The sequence below is a fragment of the Streptomyces sp. NPDC090106 genome, from assembly GCF_044747265.1.
GTDB lineage: Bacteria > Actinomycetota > Actinomycetes > Streptomycetales > Streptomycetaceae > Streptomyces.
This window is the reverse complement of sequence record NZ_JBIVDS010000003.1, coordinates 295864-311843: the sequence shown is the minus strand read 5'-3', so window position 1 is coordinate 311843 and position 15980 is coordinate 295864. Positions and strand designations below refer to the sequence as shown.

Annotated in this window: 14 protein-coding genes; 5 read left to right on the top strand and 9 right to left on the bottom strand. The window is 71.4% G+C overall.

Annotated elements, in window-relative coordinates; genetic code table 11:
• Positions 1–89: 89 nt before the first annotated feature.
• The 3 genes from ACIPSE_RS11355 to ACIPSE_RS11345 are packed head-to-tail and all read right to left on the bottom strand — an operon-like array spanning position 90 to position 1206.
• Positions 90–356, bottom strand: a complete 267-nt coding sequence (locus ACIPSE_RS11355) for a DUF4235 domain-containing protein (protein ID WP_401660551.1) — start codon at positions 354–356, stop codon at positions 90–92.
• A 5-nt stretch (positions 357–361) separates the two neighbouring features.
• A complete protein-coding gene (locus ACIPSE_RS11350; protein WP_401660548.1) occupies positions 362–778 on the bottom strand; it encodes a DUF3618 domain-containing protein in 417 nt (138 codons plus the stop codon).
• Positions 775–1206, bottom strand: a complete 432-nt coding sequence (locus tag ACIPSE_RS11345; protein ID WP_401660545.1) for a phage holin family protein — start codon at positions 1204–1206, stop codon at positions 775–777. Before ACIPSE_RS11345 ends, ACIPSE_RS11350 begins: the two co-directional genes overlap by 4 nt.
• 200 nt (positions 1207–1406) lie before the next feature.
• Here ACIPSE_RS11345 and ACIPSE_RS11340 point away from each other — a divergent pair, with 200 nt between their 5' ends.
• Both ACIPSE_RS11340 and ACIPSE_RS11335 read left to right on the top strand, forming a co-directional pair.
• On the top strand, positions 1407–1994 hold the full coding sequence (locus ACIPSE_RS11340) for a DinB family protein (RefSeq protein ID WP_401660543.1): 588 nt from the start codon (positions 1407–1409) through the stop codon (positions 1992–1994).
• Between the two features lie 89 nt (positions 1995–2083).
• Positions 2084–2830, top strand: coding sequence for a class I SAM-dependent methyltransferase (locus ACIPSE_RS11335; protein WP_401660540.1), 747 nt, complete (start codon positions 2084–2086; stop codon positions 2828–2830).
• On the opposite strand, the gene ACIPSE_RS11330 is transcribed toward ACIPSE_RS11335, so the two are convergent.
• Complete coding sequence (locus tag ACIPSE_RS11330; protein ID WP_401660537.1) at positions 2827–4479, bottom strand: PQQ-binding-like beta-propeller repeat protein; 1653 nt, start codon at positions 4477–4479, stop codon at positions 2827–2829. The two genes, ACIPSE_RS11335 and ACIPSE_RS11330, sit on opposite strands and share 4 nt — an antisense overlap.
• Before the next feature lie 107 nt (positions 4480–4586).
• Positions 4587–5594 (bottom strand): glycoside hydrolase family 26 protein, encoded by a 1008-nt coding sequence (locus ACIPSE_RS11325; RefSeq protein ID WP_401660534.1) that lies wholly within the window; start codon positions 5592–5594, stop codon positions 4587–4589.
• Positions 5595–5799: 205 nt separating this feature from the next.
• Here ACIPSE_RS11325 and ACIPSE_RS11320 point away from each other — a divergent pair, with 205 nt between their 5' ends.
• The 3 genes from ACIPSE_RS11320 to ACIPSE_RS11310 are packed head-to-tail and all read left to right on the top strand — an operon-like array spanning position 5800 to position 9679.
• Positions 5800–6189: a hypothetical protein gene (locus ACIPSE_RS11320; RefSeq protein WP_401660532.1), complete on the top strand. Its 390-nt coding sequence runs from the start codon at positions 5800–5802 to the stop codon at positions 6187–6189.
• Between the two features lie 35 nt (positions 6190–6224).
• A complete protein-coding gene (locus ACIPSE_RS11315; RefSeq protein WP_401660529.1) occupies positions 6225–8399 on the top strand; it encodes a glycosyltransferase in 2175 nt (724 codons plus the stop codon).
• Positions 8396–9679, top strand: a complete 1284-nt coding sequence (locus tag ACIPSE_RS11310; protein ID WP_401660526.1) for an acyltransferase — start codon at positions 8396–8398, stop codon at positions 9677–9679. The genes ACIPSE_RS11315 and ACIPSE_RS11310 overlap by 4 nt, the downstream gene beginning before the upstream one ends.
• 120 nt (positions 9680–9799) lie before the next feature.
• Here ACIPSE_RS11310 and ACIPSE_RS11305 read toward each other — a convergent pair whose 3' ends face one another.
• From ACIPSE_RS11305 to ACIPSE_RS11290, 4 genes are all read right to left on the bottom strand, one after another.
• Positions 9800–11455 carry an amidohydrolase gene (locus ACIPSE_RS11305; RefSeq protein WP_401660524.1) on the bottom strand — a complete coding sequence of 552 codons (1656 nt, stop codon included), beginning with the start codon at positions 11453–11455 and terminating at the stop codon, positions 9800–9802.
• A 25-nt stretch (positions 11456–11480) separates the two neighbouring features.
• Complete coding sequence (locus tag ACIPSE_RS11300; protein WP_401660521.1) at positions 11481–12848, bottom strand: purine-cytosine permease family protein; 1368 nt, start codon at positions 12846–12848, stop codon at positions 11481–11483.
• Positions 12849–12930: 82 nt separating this feature from the next.
• Positions 12931–14454 carry an APC family permease gene (locus ACIPSE_RS11295; RefSeq protein ID WP_401660518.1) on the bottom strand — a complete coding sequence of 508 codons (1524 nt, stop codon included), beginning with the start codon at positions 14452–14454 and terminating at the stop codon, positions 12931–12933.
• 113 nt (positions 14455–14567) lie between these two features.
• Positions 14568–15920 (bottom strand): aspartate aminotransferase family protein, encoded by a 1353-nt coding sequence (locus ACIPSE_RS11290; RefSeq protein WP_401660515.1) that lies wholly within the window; start codon positions 15918–15920, stop codon positions 14568–14570.
• Between the last annotated feature and the right edge of the window lie 60 nt (positions 15921–15980).

Below are 15980 nucleotides of genomic sequence, written 5' to 3'. Positions count from 1 at the left end.
TCTGCCGCACGGCCGACCGCGCACGTGCCGTGACGAGCGGGGAGAGCCGGCGAGGATACGGACACCGGCTCTCCCCGCCCACGTGCACGTCAGCCGGGCCAGGTTCCGGTCAGACGCAACACCGCGGTGGCTCCGGAGCGGTCCACGGCAGCCTTGACCCCGGCGAAGACGGCGCCCTGGAGCGCGGCGGCGATCAGGATCTCGCGCCAGGCACGGTCCTCGTCAGTGGCATCCGGGGCGTCCTCGTCGTGGCCGAGCCTCTTCCACGCCTGCTTGAACAGGGCACCGGCGGCCATGCCGCTCAGGGCGCCGAGCGCGAGGCCGACCGGCTTGTAGGCCACCTTCGAGGCTTTCACCTGTCTCATCCCTTCCGTCGGCGGTAGGCCAGCCACACCACGAGGGCGCCGCCCGCGGCGGCCACCAGCACCTTGCGGTGGTCACGCGCCAGCCGTGCGCCCTCGGCGGTCGTGCGGCGCACCGGCTCGGGGGCCTTGTCCTCCCACAGCTCACCGGCCTGGGCGGCCTTGGCGCGGGCCTGGGCGGCGGCCTGCGCGGCCTTGTCCTTGACCTGATCGGGCAGCTGGTCCTGCGCCTGGTGGGCCAGCTCGGCGGTCTTCGCGCGGAGCTCCCCGGCCTTCTCCTGGGCGCGTGCCTTGACGTCGGTCTTCTCGGCGAGCGCCTCGACCGTCTCGCCGAGGTCGGAGCGGGTCCGCTCGACGTGCTCGCGCAGGTCATCGGTGCTGGGGGTGTCGGGTTCGTCGCGAGGCGGCTGGTTCATCGGTGTGCCCTTTCCTTGATCTCTGCCACGTCGGCCTTCACGTTCTCGACGGTCTGCCGCGGTGTGGGCGGTGCGGCCCGGTCGACCTGCTTCTTGCCCGTCACGGCCAGTACAGCGGCGACCAGACCGAGGACCGCGGTGACGATCAGACCGGCCGCCCACACGGGCAGGGCCACCGCCAGCGCGGCGATCACGGTGGCCAGCAGCGCCTGCGCCATGAGGAAGCCCGCCACGCCGGCACCGCCGAACAGGCCACCGCCCCGGCCGTAGTGCCTGCCCTTCTCCTTCATCTCCGCCTGCGCCAGCCGCAGCTCGCCCCGCACCAGCTCCGTCAGCTGCTGCGAGGCCCGCTGCACCAGTTCGCCCACCGGCTCCTGGTCCAAGCGGTCCGCGCCGGGGCCGGCGTGGTCCGTCTGTGTCCTCGACACCTCGGACACCTCCCGTCCCTCGAAGTTCCCGCCGGCCGGCCCGCATCACGGGTCCGGCCGTCCGTCGACGGAGCGAGTACCCCAAGCTGGAGATTCATGGGTGGGACGGCGCAGCGGTCACGAACCCGGCGAGCGACCGGAACGGCGTCGGCGGGAATGGATCTTGAGGCCACGACCGGCCCATGGCAGGCTCATGCCGCATGATCGACGAATTCGCGAAGGCCAACCTGCACGGGCGACTGCGGCGGGACCGCGCGGCGCTGGTCTGGAAGCTGGACGGGTTGTCGGAGCACGACGCCCGGCGGCCGTTGACGGCGACCGGGACCAACCTCCTCGGTCTGGTCAAACATGTGGCGACCGTGGAGGCCCGGTACTTCGGCGAGGTCTTCGACCGGCCTTCCCCGGAGCCGCTGCCCCGCTGGCAGGACCACGACGGCGGTGACCTGTGGGCTGCCGCGGGCGAGACCCGCGAACAGATCATCGCGTTCTACCAGCGCGTGTGGGAGCACTCGGACGCGACGATCGACGCGCTTCCCCTCGACGCCCCGGGCCATGTGCCGTGGTGGTCGGATCCCCGCCCCAACACGAACCTGTTCGCCGTCATGACCCATGTCCTCGGCGAGACCGACCGGCACACCGGACAGGCGGACATCCTGCGCGAGGGCATCGACGGCCGGACCGGGATGCGCGCCGAGTACGAGCAGCCGATCGACGAGGAGGCCCGCGCGGCCCACCGCGCGAGGATCGAGGAGGCCGCCGCCGGAACGGCCGCGTCGATCAAGGCGTAGCCGCAGTGCCGTCGCCTCCGAGGACCATGGTCCGGCCCGGCGACACAGCGCCCTCGTTCCGGTGCGGGACGGAGGGCATACTGCGGGACGTGGCGACCTACGACAGCATCGGCACGGCCTACGCGGGCACCCGGCGGCCGGACCCCCGCATCGCGGCCAGGATCCATCGGGCCCTCGCCGACGCCGCCACCGTGGTCAACGTGGGGGCCGGCACCGGTTCCTACGAGCCGGCGGGAACCGTGTGGGCGGTGGAACCCAGCGCGGTGATGATCGCCCAGCGCCCGCCCGGTTCCGCGCCGGCGTTGCGGGCGGGCGCGGAGGCGATCCCCCTCCCCGACGACTCGGCGGACGCGGCGATGGCCCTGCTCACCGTGCACCACTGGGACGACCTGGAGCGCGGCATCGACGAGCTGCGGCGCGTCGCCCGGCGGCGGATCGTCGTCCTCACCTTCGACCCCGCCGTCAGCCACCGGTTCTGGCTGCTGGACGAGTACCTGCCCGAGGCGGCCTCGTTCGACGCCGCACAAGCGGTCACGATCGACCGGCTCGTCTCCCTGCTGGGCGGCGCCCGCGTGGAGACGGTGCCCGTCCCGCACGACTGCACCGACGGATTCCTCGCCGCCTACTGGCGCCGCCCCGAGGCCTACCTGGACCCGCGCGTCCGGGCCGGCATCTCGCTGTTCGCCCAGATCGACGACAGCGTCGTCCGGCCCGGCCTGGACCGACTGCGCGACGACCTGTCGACCGGCCGCTGGCACCACCGCCACGCGGACCTCCTCGACCGCGACACCATGGACGCCGGCTACCGGCTCCTCGTCGGAGAGGTTCCGGCCTAGCGGTAGTAGCGCACCCCGCCCTCGGACCCGAGCGCGCTGAGTTCCAGGACGCCGCCGTCCGGTGTGACGTACACCGTGCCCGCGGTGAAGTTCTTGGCGCCGTTCTCCCTCGGGAGGCCGACGACCGGGGTCGTGCGTCCGGTGCGCCGGTCGATGCTGATGAGCTGCGGGGCGCCGGAGAGGGTGACGGCGTACACCGCGGCGTCCGAGGCGTCGTCCTCGTCGTCCGACGCCGGGACGGCGAGCGCGGCGGACTTGACGGTCCAGAGCTTGGCGCCGGTGGAGGTGTCGAAGCCGGCGATCACGATCTGGTCGGAGGACGAGGCCGGGGTCGCCAGGACGTCGCCGTAGAGGCGGGCGGAGTGGTCGGCCTCGCTGGTGTTGCCGCTGAAGAGCTCGTCGTCGCCGACGGCCAGCACGCGGCTGCCGCCGTGCTCGTCGAAGACCCGCACGCCGTCCTCGTGGACCGTGTGCACGGAGGCGATCAGCGGTGAGCCGGACAGGACGTGGGTGACCTCGGAGTGGGCCTTCTGGGCCTTGCGCCAGAGGATCTTCCCGGTCTTGGGGTCGTAGGCGCTGAGGGTGAACCGGGTCTTCTTGTCGAGGCAGTAGTCGCCCACCAGAACGGCGCCGTCGGTGCCCCAGTTGTAGGCGTTGCAGTAGCGGCCACGGGGCTTGTAGCCCCACACGCGGGTGCCGGTGCGGACGTTCACGCCGCCGAGGTAGTTCGCGCTGACGATGGTGGCGACGTTGCCCTGCACATAGGTCGAGGTCGCCACGGAGGCGGGGTGCTTGGTGTCGGTCAGCGGGATGGACCAGAGGACCTTGCCGGTGGACGCCTTGATGCCGGCGAGCCAGGTGCAGGTGCTGCCGTCCTCGCCGAAGGCGACCGTGCCGACGCCCTTGGCGTTGACCGTCGGGGACATCGCGCAGGGAACGGTGCCCTTCTCGGCCAGCGGCAGGGAGGACTTGGCGTTCCACTTCTGGCCGCCGTCGGACAGGTCGTAGGCGCGCAGGCCGCCCCGGGTGCCGGCCCGTACGAGGAGTTTGTCGGTGAGCCAGCTGCCGATGAGGGTGTCGCTGCGGGCGGCGGCCGGTATCTGCCAGGCCTGGGTGAGGTTCTCCGAGGCGACGGCGGCGGCTTCCTCCTGCTTGAGCAGAAAGGCGGCGCCACCGCCGGCGGTGGCCAGGACGGCGAGGGCGAGGACGATCCGGCCCGCCCGTCCCTTCTTGCGGGGCTCGGCGCCCTCCGCGTCCGCGTAAGGCCGCGCGGCGTTCGGTTCGGTGTGCCGGGGCGGCTCGCGGTCCAGGAGGCCCGTCGCCGCGGAGTGCTGCTCGCTCTCCCGGCCGGCGGGGTCGCCGCTGTACGGGGAGGGCGGGGGTGTGCGGCGGCCGGTCTCGCGCGCGGCGCGGTGGGCGTCGGAGCCGGGTTCGGGTATCCGCAGCGGCACGGTGACGTCGAAGCGGGGCGCGGGGGCCTCTCGGGGGGACTCCTCGGCGGGGGACCCGTCGTCCCAGCCGGCGTCGGTCTGCCACTGCCTGGGCCGGTCCCGGTACTGCTGCGGGCGGTCGGCCGACCGGCGCGGCCGGAACGCCCAGCCCTGCTCGTCCTGCGGAGCCCCCTGCCCCGGCGACGATTCCGTCGTCATCTCCGTGCTCTCCCCTGATCGGCATCCGCAGGCGTCAGCCCCGGTGATGCGCCGTGAAACGTGCTGTGTGCGGCGGGCCGTGGCCCGGACTCCCCCATCGCGCGGGCTCAGCCGTCCTTGAACGAGTGGCCGAAGCCGCTGCGGGACGACTCGACCTTGAAGGCGGCCAGCGACTCCACCGAGGAGCTGATCCGCCAGTCCATCAGCTGGTCGCTGCCCGGCCAGTCCTTGCGCTGGTCGTACCAGACGACCCCGATGACCCCGGCCTTCTCGGCGCCCTGGAACAGGTCGCGGATGTGCTCCGCCTTGCTGTCGCTCTCCGCCACCCCGGTCTCCGCGATCAGCACCGGCTTGTCGGAGAAGTCCGAGACGCTTCGCATGGTCGGGGTGAAGAGGCTGGAGAACGCGGTGCCGTCGAGGGGGCCGTAGTAGCCGATGAGGCCGACCCAGTCGACGTACTCGTCGCCCGGATAGTAGGGGCGGAGTTTCGCGGTGGTGCCCGAGTCGATCACGTGCGGGGTCCACACCCAGATCACATTGGTGACGCCCTGCTCGGCGAAGGTGTCGTGGACGCGCTTCCAGGCCGCCACGAAGTCGGCGGCCTTGGCGTGTTCGGGGCCCCAGGAGTTCCAGGGGCCGTTCATCTCACCGGCGAAGGAGAGGGCCAGCGGCCCGTCGTAGGCGGCGATCTGGTCCGCGAGCCGGCGGATGTAGTCGTCGTCCTCGCCCGCGGCGATGTCGGCGAGCGGGGTGTCGGTGGGCACGAGGGCGAGCATGGGCAGCTGGCCGTGGTCCCACAGGAAGGCGTTGCCCTCCGTGTCGAAGTCGGTGCCCCAGTTGCTGTAGTACTCACGGATGTCGGGCGCCCGGCCCGCCTCTTCGGAGAACTTTGTGACGATTCCGTACTGCCAGGGGGTTTTGTCGTCCACGACACCCAGAGCATGACCGGACGGATCGAGCAAGGAAGAGGGCTCCGAGTGGACCGATTCGGTCGCCGTGACCGCCTTGGCGTCGCTCTCCTGCCCCGCCCCGCCACACGCGCTCACCAGCAGGGCGGCGGCGACCATCAGGACCGCGGCGGCCGAACGGCGCCTGCGGCAGCGGAGTTTGACCATGCGTCAGGTCCCATCGGGCAGTAGCAAGCTGAGTCGCCCGGAACTCTACGAGACCCGCGTGACATTCACGGAATCTGCATATTAGTCTATGCATGATCGGGGCGGGTCGGATGATGTCTCTTACCGTCCGCATCTATCACCTTTCCGCACTACTTACTGCTTTCGGTCGTGCAGCCGAACGGCAGTCGAAGGCTCGAGGCTTCCGATGACCAGTACCTTCACGGAGGTCGAGCCGACTCCTGTCTTCGTCGACCAGACCGGTCAGCGAGGCCGCCGCCTGCGCGGTCTCGGCTGGCTGCTCGGCATCGCCTGCACCGGGCTCGTGGTCGCGATGACCTCCGGCCTCGTCGGAACCCAGTCGCAGGCCCCCGCGCTCGACGTCCCGGCCACCGCGGACACCACACCGCCCAGCCAGTACCTGAACGCACCGCTGCCCACGGCCCCCGGCGTCGCCGGATCCGTCGCGAGCGGCACCGCCACCGAGGCCGACCCTGAGGCCACCGCGTCGGCGACCGTCCCCGACGCCACCGCGTCGGTCATCACGACGCCGACGGACGGCACGGCGTCCACCGCCGTGACCGCCGCCGCTCAGTAGCCAGTCGTAGCCAGACGCAACCGTTCAGGAAGTACATGTCCCGCTCCCGCCGTCAGCGTTCCCGGCAGTCCCTCGCCCGGCCGCGCCGCCTCGCCGCACCCCCTCTGCGCTTCTTCCTGCCGACCACCGTGCTGGCGACCCTGCTCGCGCTGATGGTGCTGCGGGGCATGGCGAACAACGAGGTCTTCCACGACGACGCCGTCGCGGTCTCGGTGGACAAGGCCACCGTCCCCACCAGCGTGCTGGAGGGTGGTCCGGTCGTCGACGCGCGCGGCGACAAGAACGACGACCCGGTCAGCTACACGATCCCGGACAAGACGATCGTCCTCTCCTTCGACGACGGCCCCTCCCCCGAGTGGACGCCGAAGATCCTCAAGGTGCTCAAGGAGAAGAACGTCCACGCGGACTTCTTCGTCACCGGCTCGATGGTCGCCCGCAACCCGGAGCTGATCCGCCAGATCGTCGCCGAGGGCCATCAGATCGGCCTGCACACGTTCACCCACCCCGACCTCGCGCTGCACTCCGGCACCCGGCTCACCTGGGAACTGGGCGAGACCCAGCTCGCGCTGGCCGGCGTCGCGGGCATCCACTCCAGCCTCTTCCGGCCTCCCTACTCCTCCACCGCGGACGCGCTGGACGACTGGTCGTGGCCGGTGACCCAGCAGGCGGGCGAGGAGGGGTATCTGACGACGTTCATCAACAAGGACACCGACGACTGGAAGCGCCCCGGCGTCGACGCCATCGTCAAGGCCGCCATGCCCGACCTGCCGGGTCAGGGCGCGATGATCCTGATGCACGACGCGGGCGGCGACCGCTCGCAGACCCTGGCCGCGCTGCCGATCATCATCGACAAGCTCAAGGCCCAGGGCTACCGGTTCGAGACCACCGCCGGGGCGATCGGCGCCGACTCCGCGAACACCGAGGTCAGCAGCTACAACCTGTGGCTGGGCAAGGCGTTCGTGTGGTGCACGACGTTCTCGGTGCGGCTGATGCCGTGGCTGGTCGGGCTGCTCGCCGTCGTCGGCGTCCTGGTCATGGCACGGTTCGCGCTGATGCTGGTGCTCTCCACCATCCATGTGCGGCGCGTCCGCAAGAAGGGCTTCTCCTGGGGGGATCCGGTCACCGAGCCGGTCACCGTGGTCGTGCCCGCGTACAACGAGCAGGAGTGCATAGCCAACACCCTGCTCTCCCTGGCCAGGAGCGACCACCCCATCGAGGTGATCGTGGTCGACGACGGGTCGAGCGACGACACCTCCGCCATCGTGGAGGAACTGGACCTGCCGATGGTCCGGCTGATCCGCCAGCCCAACAGCGGCAAGCCCGCCGCCCTCAACACCGGTGTGGCCGCCGCCTCGCACGACCTGATCGTGATGATGGACGGCGACACCGTCTTCGAACCGGCCACCGTCCGCGAACTGGTGCAGCCCTTCGCGAACGAGCGCGTCGGCGCCGTCGCCGGCAACGCCAAGGTCGGCAACCGCGACACACTGATCGGCGCCTGGCAGCACCTCGAGTACGTCATGGGCTTCAACCTCGACCGCCGGATGTACGACGTGCTCAACTGCATGCCGACCATCCCCGGCGCCATCGGGGCCTTCCGCCGCACCGCGCTGGAGCAGGCGGGCGGCATGAGCGACGACACCCTCGCCGAGGACACCGACGTGACCATGGCCCTGCACCGGGCCGGCTGGAAGGTCGTCTACGCCGAGAACGCCCGTGCCTGGACCGAGGCGCCCGTCAGCATGAAGCAGCTGTGGTCGCAGCGGTACCGCTGGAGCTACGGCACCATGCAGGCGATGTGGAAGCACCGGCACGCGCTGCTGGAGCGCGGGCCGGCCGGCCACTTCGGCCGGGTGGGCCTGCCGTTCGTCTCCCTCTTCATGATCATCACGCCGCTGCTGGCGCCCGCCTTCGACATCGGCATGGTCTACGGCGTGGTCTTCGTCGACGCCTACAAGACCCTCGCGGCCTGGTTCGCGGTGATGGCCCTCCAGGCCGTCTGCGCCTGGTGGTCCTTCCGCCTGGACGGCGAGAAGGCGTGGCATCTGATCACGCTGCCCGCCCAGCAGGTGGTGTACCGGGTGCTCATGTACATGGTGCTGCTCCAGTCCGCCATCACCGCCCTCACCGGGGGACGGCTGCGCTGGCAGAAGCTGAAGCGCACCGGCGAGGTAGGGCTGGACGTCACGACGGGGGCAACGTCTTCATGAGCACGCTGGAACCGGGGGCCCACGGCACCCACGACTCGTCCCGGACCATGGCCCTGCGGGTCCTGGACCCCGCCACCCTGCTCGGGCAGCGCGACTCGGAGCCGGAGCCGGAGGAGACGGCGGAACCGGCCCCCGCGCCGCGCAAGCCCGTCCGCGACCGCTACTTCGACCTGCTGCGCGCGCTCGCCCTGATCCGCGTGGTGATCTACCACAACTTCGGCTGGACCTGGCTGCCGATCGTCTTCCCCTCCATGGGTGTCATGTTCGCGCTCGCCGGGGCGCTCATGGCGCGGTCCCTCAGCAGGCCCGCGCTGAGCGTGATCCGGGGCCGGCTGCGCCGTCTGCTGCCGCCGATGTGGCTCTTCGGCGCGGTCGTGGTGCCGCTGATGATCCTCCAGGGCTGGGGACCGCACTACGACGGCCACCCCAACTGGTGGTGGGGCAAGATGGCCTTCTGGGTCCTGCCGCTCAGCCAGCCGCCGTTCGGCGACGTCCTGCACACCTTCGGCGGGCACCTGCCGGCGACCTGGGCCGAGCAGATCGCCGTACCGCTGTGGTACCTGCGCGCCTACCTCTGGTACGTCCTGCTGTCGCCGCTCATGCTCAAGGCGATACGCAAGCTGCCCTGGGTCACTCTGCTGACGCCGCTGGCGCTCTCGTTCTTCCTCAACTCCGGGCTGGTCGACCAGTCGGGCCGGTTGCTGGAGGCCGCCACCGACTTCACCACCTTCGGCTCCTGCTGGCTGCTCGGCATGGCCCACCAGGAGGGGCTGCTGCGGAGGATCCCGCAGTACATCGTGCCGTCCATCGCCCCGCTGGTGCTGATGTTCGGCATGTGGTGGCTGCTGCGGTCGCCGGTGGACAACCCGCGGATCGGGCACGACCTGGAGGCGGTGCCGGTCGCGCAGGCGATCTGGTCGTTCGGGGCGGTGCTCCTGCTGCTCCACCTCAGCCCGTCCTGGGAGCAGTGGCCCAAGCGGCTGCAACGCTTCAACGGCGTGATCAGCCTCCTCAACTCCCGGGCGGTCACGGTCTATCTGTGGCACACCTTCGCCCTCGTGCTGACCGAGCCGCTCCTGGACCCCCTGTGGGACAACGCCTTCATCTACGAGCACGCCCGCTGGCTGCTGTCGAGCCAGTGGACCCCGCTGTTCCTCTCCGTGCCCCTGATCTGTCTGGCCATCGTCCTGTTCGGCTGGATCGAGGACGTGGCGGCCAAGCGCCGCCCACGGCTCTTCCCGTACCCGCGCCGCGCCAAGGGCCGCAGGCGCAGCCGCTAGGACCTGCGTGGTGGTTCGGGTCGTCGGGAGGGCCGGCGGCGCTGGGGGCGGCCAGCGCGCCGAGCACTCCTTCGAGACAGGCCCGGAGGCCCCTGCCGGGGAGCCGAAGCCGACTGGGTGTCAGAGCTCGCCGTGGACGGTCTCGCCGTCGACCAGGGTGAGTACGGGGCGGGCGGCGGCGACCTCCTCCACGTCGGTGAGCGGGCGGTCGAGGACCACCAGGTCGGCCCGGTGTCCGACGGTGAGCGTGCCGACCGCGTCCTCCATGTGGTTGGCGTAGGCAGAACCCGACGTGTAGGCGTCCAGCGCGACGTCGAGGCCGAGCGCGTGCTGGGCTTCGAGCGGGCGGGTGAAGACGCCGTCTCCCACGGAGTGCGGGTCCTGGCGGGGGCCGAGGCGGGTCACGGCCGTGTAGATCGCCCAGAGCGGGTTGGGGTCGGTCACGGGCCAGTCGCTGCCCATGGCCAGGCGGGCGCCGGTCGCCTTCAGCTCCTGGAACGGGAAGTGCCTGCTCTCGCGTTCGGCGCCGAGGAGCGGGAGCTTGCGCTCGGTGATCTCCTTGTCGCGGCGCGCCCACAGCGCCTGGATGTTGGCGATCACGCCGAGTTCGGCGAAGCGCGGGATGTCCGCGCGGTCCACGACGTCGAGGTGGGCGATCTGATGGCGGTTGTCGTGTCCGAGGCCGGCGTCGCGGGCGGCCTCGAGCGCGTCGAGACACTCGCGGACGGCCCGGTCGCCGACGGCGTGCAGGTGGATCTGGAAACTGCGCCGGTCCAGCTCGCGGCAGATCTCCTTCAGTTCCTCCGGGTCGATGAAGGACATGCCGGTGCCGGCTCCGTGGTGGACGTCCCCTGCGTAGGGCTGGAGCATGGCGGCGGTGCAGTTCTCGCACATGCCGTCCTGCATGACCTTGACCGAGGTCGCGCGGAACCGCCCGACGCCGCTGCTCGCGCGCCGCTCCTCCAGCGAGTCGAGCTGACCGAGCCCTTTGTCGGCGAACCACCACAGGGCGCCGACGACCCGGGCGGTGAGCCTCCCGTCGGCGGCGAGACGCCGGTAGAGCGGCAGCGGGTCGGGCATGCCGAACAGGGGCCCGACGCAGGCGTCCTGCCAGCCGGTGACGCCCATGGCGTGCAGATGGGCCTGGGCCGCGAGCAGGGCCTTTTCCGCGAACGCGTCGTCGATCGGGGGCAGCAGGTCGGTGACGAGGTCTCCGGCCCGTTCGGCCAGGAAGCCCGTCGCGGACCCGTTCGCGTCGCGGTTGATGCGTCCGTTGGTGGGGTCGGGTGTGCTGTCGTCGATCTTGGCCCGTTCCAGGGCCCGGGTGTTGGCCCAGACGCCGTGGGCGTCGTGGCTGAGGAAGACCGCGGGCCGGTCGGGGACGAGTTCGTCGAGGATCCGCCGGGTGGGCAGCCCGCCGGGGAAGGTGTCGCCGTACCAGCCGGTGCCGTTGATCCACTCGTGCTCGGGGTGGCTGTCGGCGTAGGCGCGGACGGCCGTGCGGTAGGCCTCCAGGTCGTGCGGCCGGCGGGAGAGGTCGCAGGAGAGGAGCTGCACGCCCGCGGCGAGCGGGTGGACGTGGGCGTCGGTGAAGCCGGGCAGCACCGTGGCGCCGCCCGCGTCGATCACACGGGTCCCCGGGCCCGCCGATTCGGCCAGGGAGCGGCGGTCGAGGGCCGTGATGCGGCCTCGGGTGATGGCCAGGGACGTGATGTCCGGGTCCGTGGCGCGGATTCCGGCGTTGACGATGACGGTGTCCGGATGGGTACTGGTCAAGGCGGTGCCTTTGCTGGAGGACGTGTCAGTCGGTGGCAGGAAGGGGGGTGGCGGTGGCGTCGGGCCGTCGCGCGACGAGCAGGAACAGGCCGCCGCTGACGGCCAGTCCGACCAGCCAGGCCAGGTCGATGCCGCCGATCGCGGTGGCCACGGGGCCGACGTACATCGGCAGGACCATGAACGGGATCTGTGCCGCCAGTCCGACGGCGTAGACGGCGAGCGCGGACACGTTCCAGGTGCCGTAGGGGCCGCCGCCGGGCTTGAAGAAGGCGGCGACGTCGTAGTGCCCGTCGCGGATGACGAAGTAGTCGACCAGGTTGATGGCCGACCACGGGACCAGGATGTAGAGGAGCACGGTCAGGAAGTTGGTGAAGGACGTGATGAATCCGTCCGAGGCGCCCAACGCGACGACCACGCCGACCACGTGCAGGACGCCGCAGGTGATCAGACGTGCGCGCACGCCGGGGCGCCAGCCGGGCTTGAAGGTCTCGGCGACGGTCAGGGTGTTGAGGACCGCGCAGTAGACGTTGCCCGCGTTGCCGAGCGCCGAGGCGGCGGCGAAGGCCAGGAGGATCGCGGTGGACAGGCCTCCGGTGAGCGCGGCGAGGCCGCCGATCACGTCGTCGCCCGTGGCCACTGCGCCGACGAGACAGCCGAGGGCCATGACGAGGACGGAGCTGATCACACTGCCGGCGTAGGTGGCCCAGAAGGCGGAGCGCGCGCCGGAGGCGGAGGGCATGTAGCGGGAGTAGTCGGAGACGTAGGGGGCGTAGGCGATCTGCCAGACCGCGCCGACCGCGATCACGGAGACGAAGGCGGTGACGGAGAAGTGCCCGGCGCTCAACGCCCCTTCGGGCACCCCGGAGACGAGGATCCACGCGAAGGAGGCGACGACCAGGAGGCCGATGACCACGGCGCCGACGGTGATGACGAGCTTGATCAGCTTCAGTCCGACGGTGGTGACGCCCATGCTGACGACCGCGGCGGCGATGAGGGCGACGACGGGGTCGACGGCCGGCAGGACCCCGTGCAGGGACTGGGCTCCGACCACGAGGTTGGAGATGTAGAAGCCCATGAACATCACCCAGGCGACCAGCGCGACCAGGGCCGCGCCCTTGGTGCCGAACTGTCCCCGGGCCTGGATCATCTGGGGCACGCCCAGCTTGGGTCCCTGGGAGGCGTGCAGGGCCATGAAGACGCCGCCGACGAGGTTGCCGATCGCGAGGGCGAGCAGGGCCAGGGCGAAGGGGAGCGCGAAGAGCGTGGTGGCGAGGGCGCCGGTGATCACGGTGAGGGGCAGCATGTTGATGCCCAGCCAGATCCCGAGGACGCCGCGCGCGGTACCGGTGCGCTCGGATTCGGGGACGGGTCCGATGGTGTGCTGCTCCAGCACGCCCGCGGCGTCGGAGGTTGGCCCGGGGCGCGGTCGCGGTGGGGCCGTGGTGGGCGGGGCAGTGGTGGGCGGGGCGGTGCCTTCAGCCGTCATGGACCGTGCCTTTCGGGTGCGAGGTGCCGGAACCGGTCCGCGGGGAGGCGGTGCGGCGGGCGGTGAGCACGCCGAGGGCGCCGATGACCAGCAGGACGGCGACCGTGCCGAGGGTGAACGCTTCGAACGAGGCCCGGGAGACGCCCCAGACGTCGTGGAAGTCGTAGCCGATGCCGAAGAGGCTCTCCAGGACGCCGGGGAAGAGCGCGGCCCAGGAACCGATCAGGATCCAGCCGTAGACCAGGGCCGCGCACACCACGAACCCCCGGTCGCCGAAGGGCACCCGGTAGGGCCGCGGCACCTCGGGGCGGCACAGCCGGAGCACGACGAGGGCCGGGATCACCACCAGGTAGGAGAGCAGCAGGGTGGTCACGGCGACGGTGAGGACGACGGTGAACACCGCGGCGGCGTCGCCTTCGGCGAGTCGCATGGCGACCAGCATGAAGACCGTGGCCACCAGACCGGACAGGAGGTTCGTCCGGACCGGGGTGGCCAGCCGGGGGTGGAAGGCGCCGAGCCGGCGGGTGAAGAAGCCGCCGTCGGCGGCGGCCATGGCCTGCATGCGGTCGCTGGCGATCATCCAGGCGCTGCCCTGGGTCAGGAGCGCGAGGACGAACATCACGGCGGTGAGCGTGAGCAGGGGACCCGCCGCGCCGCCGTAGACGCCGAAGACGAGTCGGGCGCCCTCCATGAAGCCGCCGATGCCGGTGACCTTGCCCGCCGGGACGACGGCCAGCAGGGCCAGCACCGGCAGCAGGTAGCAGCAGGCCGCGACGACGGCGGAACGCCCGAGGGCGGCCGGTACGTCGCGCTGGGGGTCGTGCATCTCCTCGCCCGCGGCGTTGGGGGCCTCGAAGCCGACGTAGGCGAACAGCAGGATCGGCACCAGGGCGAGGAAGCCGCCGGTGGTCGGGGTGAAGCGGGTGTCCGTCAGGCCCTGGAAGCCGTGCTCGGCGCCGTAGAGGAGCGCGGTGAGGGTGAACAGCGCGAGGGCGAGGAGCTTCACGGCGGCGCCGGCGGTGGTGATCCACTTGCCGCGGCGCAGTGAGACGACGGCGGTGAGGATTGCGAGCCACACGAACAGCAGCTTGAACGTGTAGTCGGCGAACGTGCCCGAGCCGAGGGGGAAGACGAAGCCGTCCCAGGTCTCGGCGGCGAGGAAGACGAGGGAGCCGCCCAGCCAGATGGGGTTGGTCACCCAGTAGAAGAGGGTGGTGAGCGCGGCGGCGGGGCGTCCGAAGGCGAGCTTGACCCAGACGTAGGGGCCGCCCTCCTGCGGGAACGCGGCGCCGGTCTCGGCGAACAGCAGGGCGTAGGGGATCAGGAAGAAGACGGCGATGGCGGCGGTCCAGGTGGCGGCCTCACCGCCGCCGGTGGCGATCTGGCCGACGGTGTCGAAGGAGATGACCGCGGCGATGGCCATGGCCGTGATGTCGAAACGCTTCAGGCTGCGCCGCAGCGTGGTCGCGTCGGCGGACGTGACGGGTTCGGCGGTGGACACTTCAGGGGACACGGGCAGTTCCTAGAAGGGGAGAGGGGACTGCGGGAGGGCGCGTGCGGGCGCTGCGACGGTGTGGGGCCGTGTCGGGTGGTGCGGCCCGGCTCGGGGGCCGGGCCCGCGGGTGGTCAGGCGGGGCGGATCCCGCCGGTGGGCTCGGTGCGTTCCAGGACGGTCCTGAGGGCGGAGGCCGCTTCCTTCGCCTCGGCCTCGGTGATGATGAGCGGCGGGGACAGGACCAGGCTGTGCGCGGAGTCGCGGACGATGACGCCGGTCTCGCGGCGGATGACGTCGTGGGGCATGCGGTCCGGGTTCAGCGGCAGCGGGGTGCGGCTGTCGCGGTCGGCGACCAGCTCCACCGCGAGCATCATGCCGACCGAGCGGATCTCGCCGACGACCGGCAAGTCGCCGAGCTGGGCCTTCAGTTCGGCGGTCAGGAAGGCGCCCATGCTCGTCGCGCGGGCGAGGAGTCCCTCCTTCTCGATGATGTCGAGGTTGGCGAGGGCGACGGCGGTGGCGACGGGGTGGCCGTTGTAGGTGTAGCCCATCGGGAAGCCGTGGTCGCGCAGGAGGACCTCGGCGACGTGGTCGCCGACGAGGAGGGCGCCGAGCGGGACGTAGCCGGAGGTGATGCCCTTGGCGGTGACGATGATGTCCGGGGTGACGCCGAAGTACTGGGCGGCGAACCACCCGCCGACGCGGCCGTAGGCGGTGACGACCTCGTCGAGGATCAGCAGGATGCCGTGCCGGTCGAGGACCTCGCGGACGCGGGGCCAGTAGTCGGCCGGCGGGACGAGCATGCCGCCGACGCCCATGATGGGCTCGCCGATCAGCGCGGCGATGTTCCCGGCGCCGATCTCCGCGATGCGCTCCTCCAGTTCGCGGATGAGGAAGTCGGTCGGGTCCTCGCCGCCGTACAGCTCCGCGCGGTAGGGCCACGGCGGGGTCAGGTGCGAGACGTGCGGCATCATCGGGGCGAAGCCCTCGTGGTAGACCGGGAAGCCGGTCGCCGAGCCGCCGCCGTAGCCGACGCCGTGGTAGGCCTTGTCGCGCGCGAGGATCCAGGTGCGGTCGGTGTCGCCGCGGCGGTGGTGGTAGTAGCGGGCCATCTTGACGGCCGCCTCGTTGCCCTCGGAGCCGCCCGAGGTGAAGTACACGTGGTTCAGCGGGTCGGGGGCCAACTCGGCCAGGCGGGCGGCGAGTTCGATGGCGCGGTCGTTGGAGAACTCCCAGAAGCTGGTGAAGTACTCCAGCTTCGCCATCTGCTCGCGGGCGACGTCCGCCAGGTCGGCGCGGCCGTGGCCGATCTGGGCGAGCCACAGTCCGCCGGTCGCGTCGAGGTAGGAACGGCCCTCGGAGTCGGTGAGCCGGCAGCCCGAGCCCTCGGTCATGATGACGCGCTCGGTGGCGGTGCCCGGCAGATAGGGGTGGATGATGTGCGCTCGGTCCAGGTCGGTCAGACGCGCGGAGTCGAGGGTCATGGGTGGTGCGTCCTTTGCTCGGTGCGGGTGCGGCTACGGGCGGCCGGAGCGGTGTTCGCC

Coding starts and splice junctions, on each gene's coding strand:
- ACIPSE_RS11315 (WP_401660529.1), top strand. CDS start 6,225: ATGTCCCGCTCCCGCCGTCAGCGTTCCCGGCAGTCCCTCGCCCGGCCG.
- ACIPSE_RS11350 (WP_401660548.1), bottom strand. CDS start 778: ATGAACCAGCCGCCTCGCGACGAACCCGACACCCCCAGCACCGATGAC.
- ACIPSE_RS11325 (WP_401660534.1), bottom strand. CDS start 5,594: ATGGTCAAACTCCGCTGCCGCAGGCGCCGTTCGGCCGCCGCGGTCCTG.
- ACIPSE_RS11320 (WP_401660532.1), top strand. CDS start 5,800: ATGACCAGTACCTTCACGGAGGTCGAGCCGACTCCTGTCTTCGTCGAC.
- ACIPSE_RS11330 (WP_401660537.1), bottom strand. CDS start 4,479: ATGACGACGGAATCGTCGCCGGGGCAGGGGGCTCCGCAGGACGAGCAG.
- ACIPSE_RS11310 (WP_401660526.1), top strand. CDS start 8,396: ATGAGCACGCTGGAACCGGGGGCCCACGGCACCCACGACTCGTCCCGG.
- ACIPSE_RS11340 (WP_401660543.1), top strand. CDS start 1,407: ATGATCGACGAATTCGCGAAGGCCAACCTGCACGGGCGACTGCGGCGG.
- ACIPSE_RS11290 (WP_401660515.1), bottom strand. CDS start 15,920: ATGACCCTCGACTCCGCGCGTCTGACCGACCTGGACCGAGCGCACATC.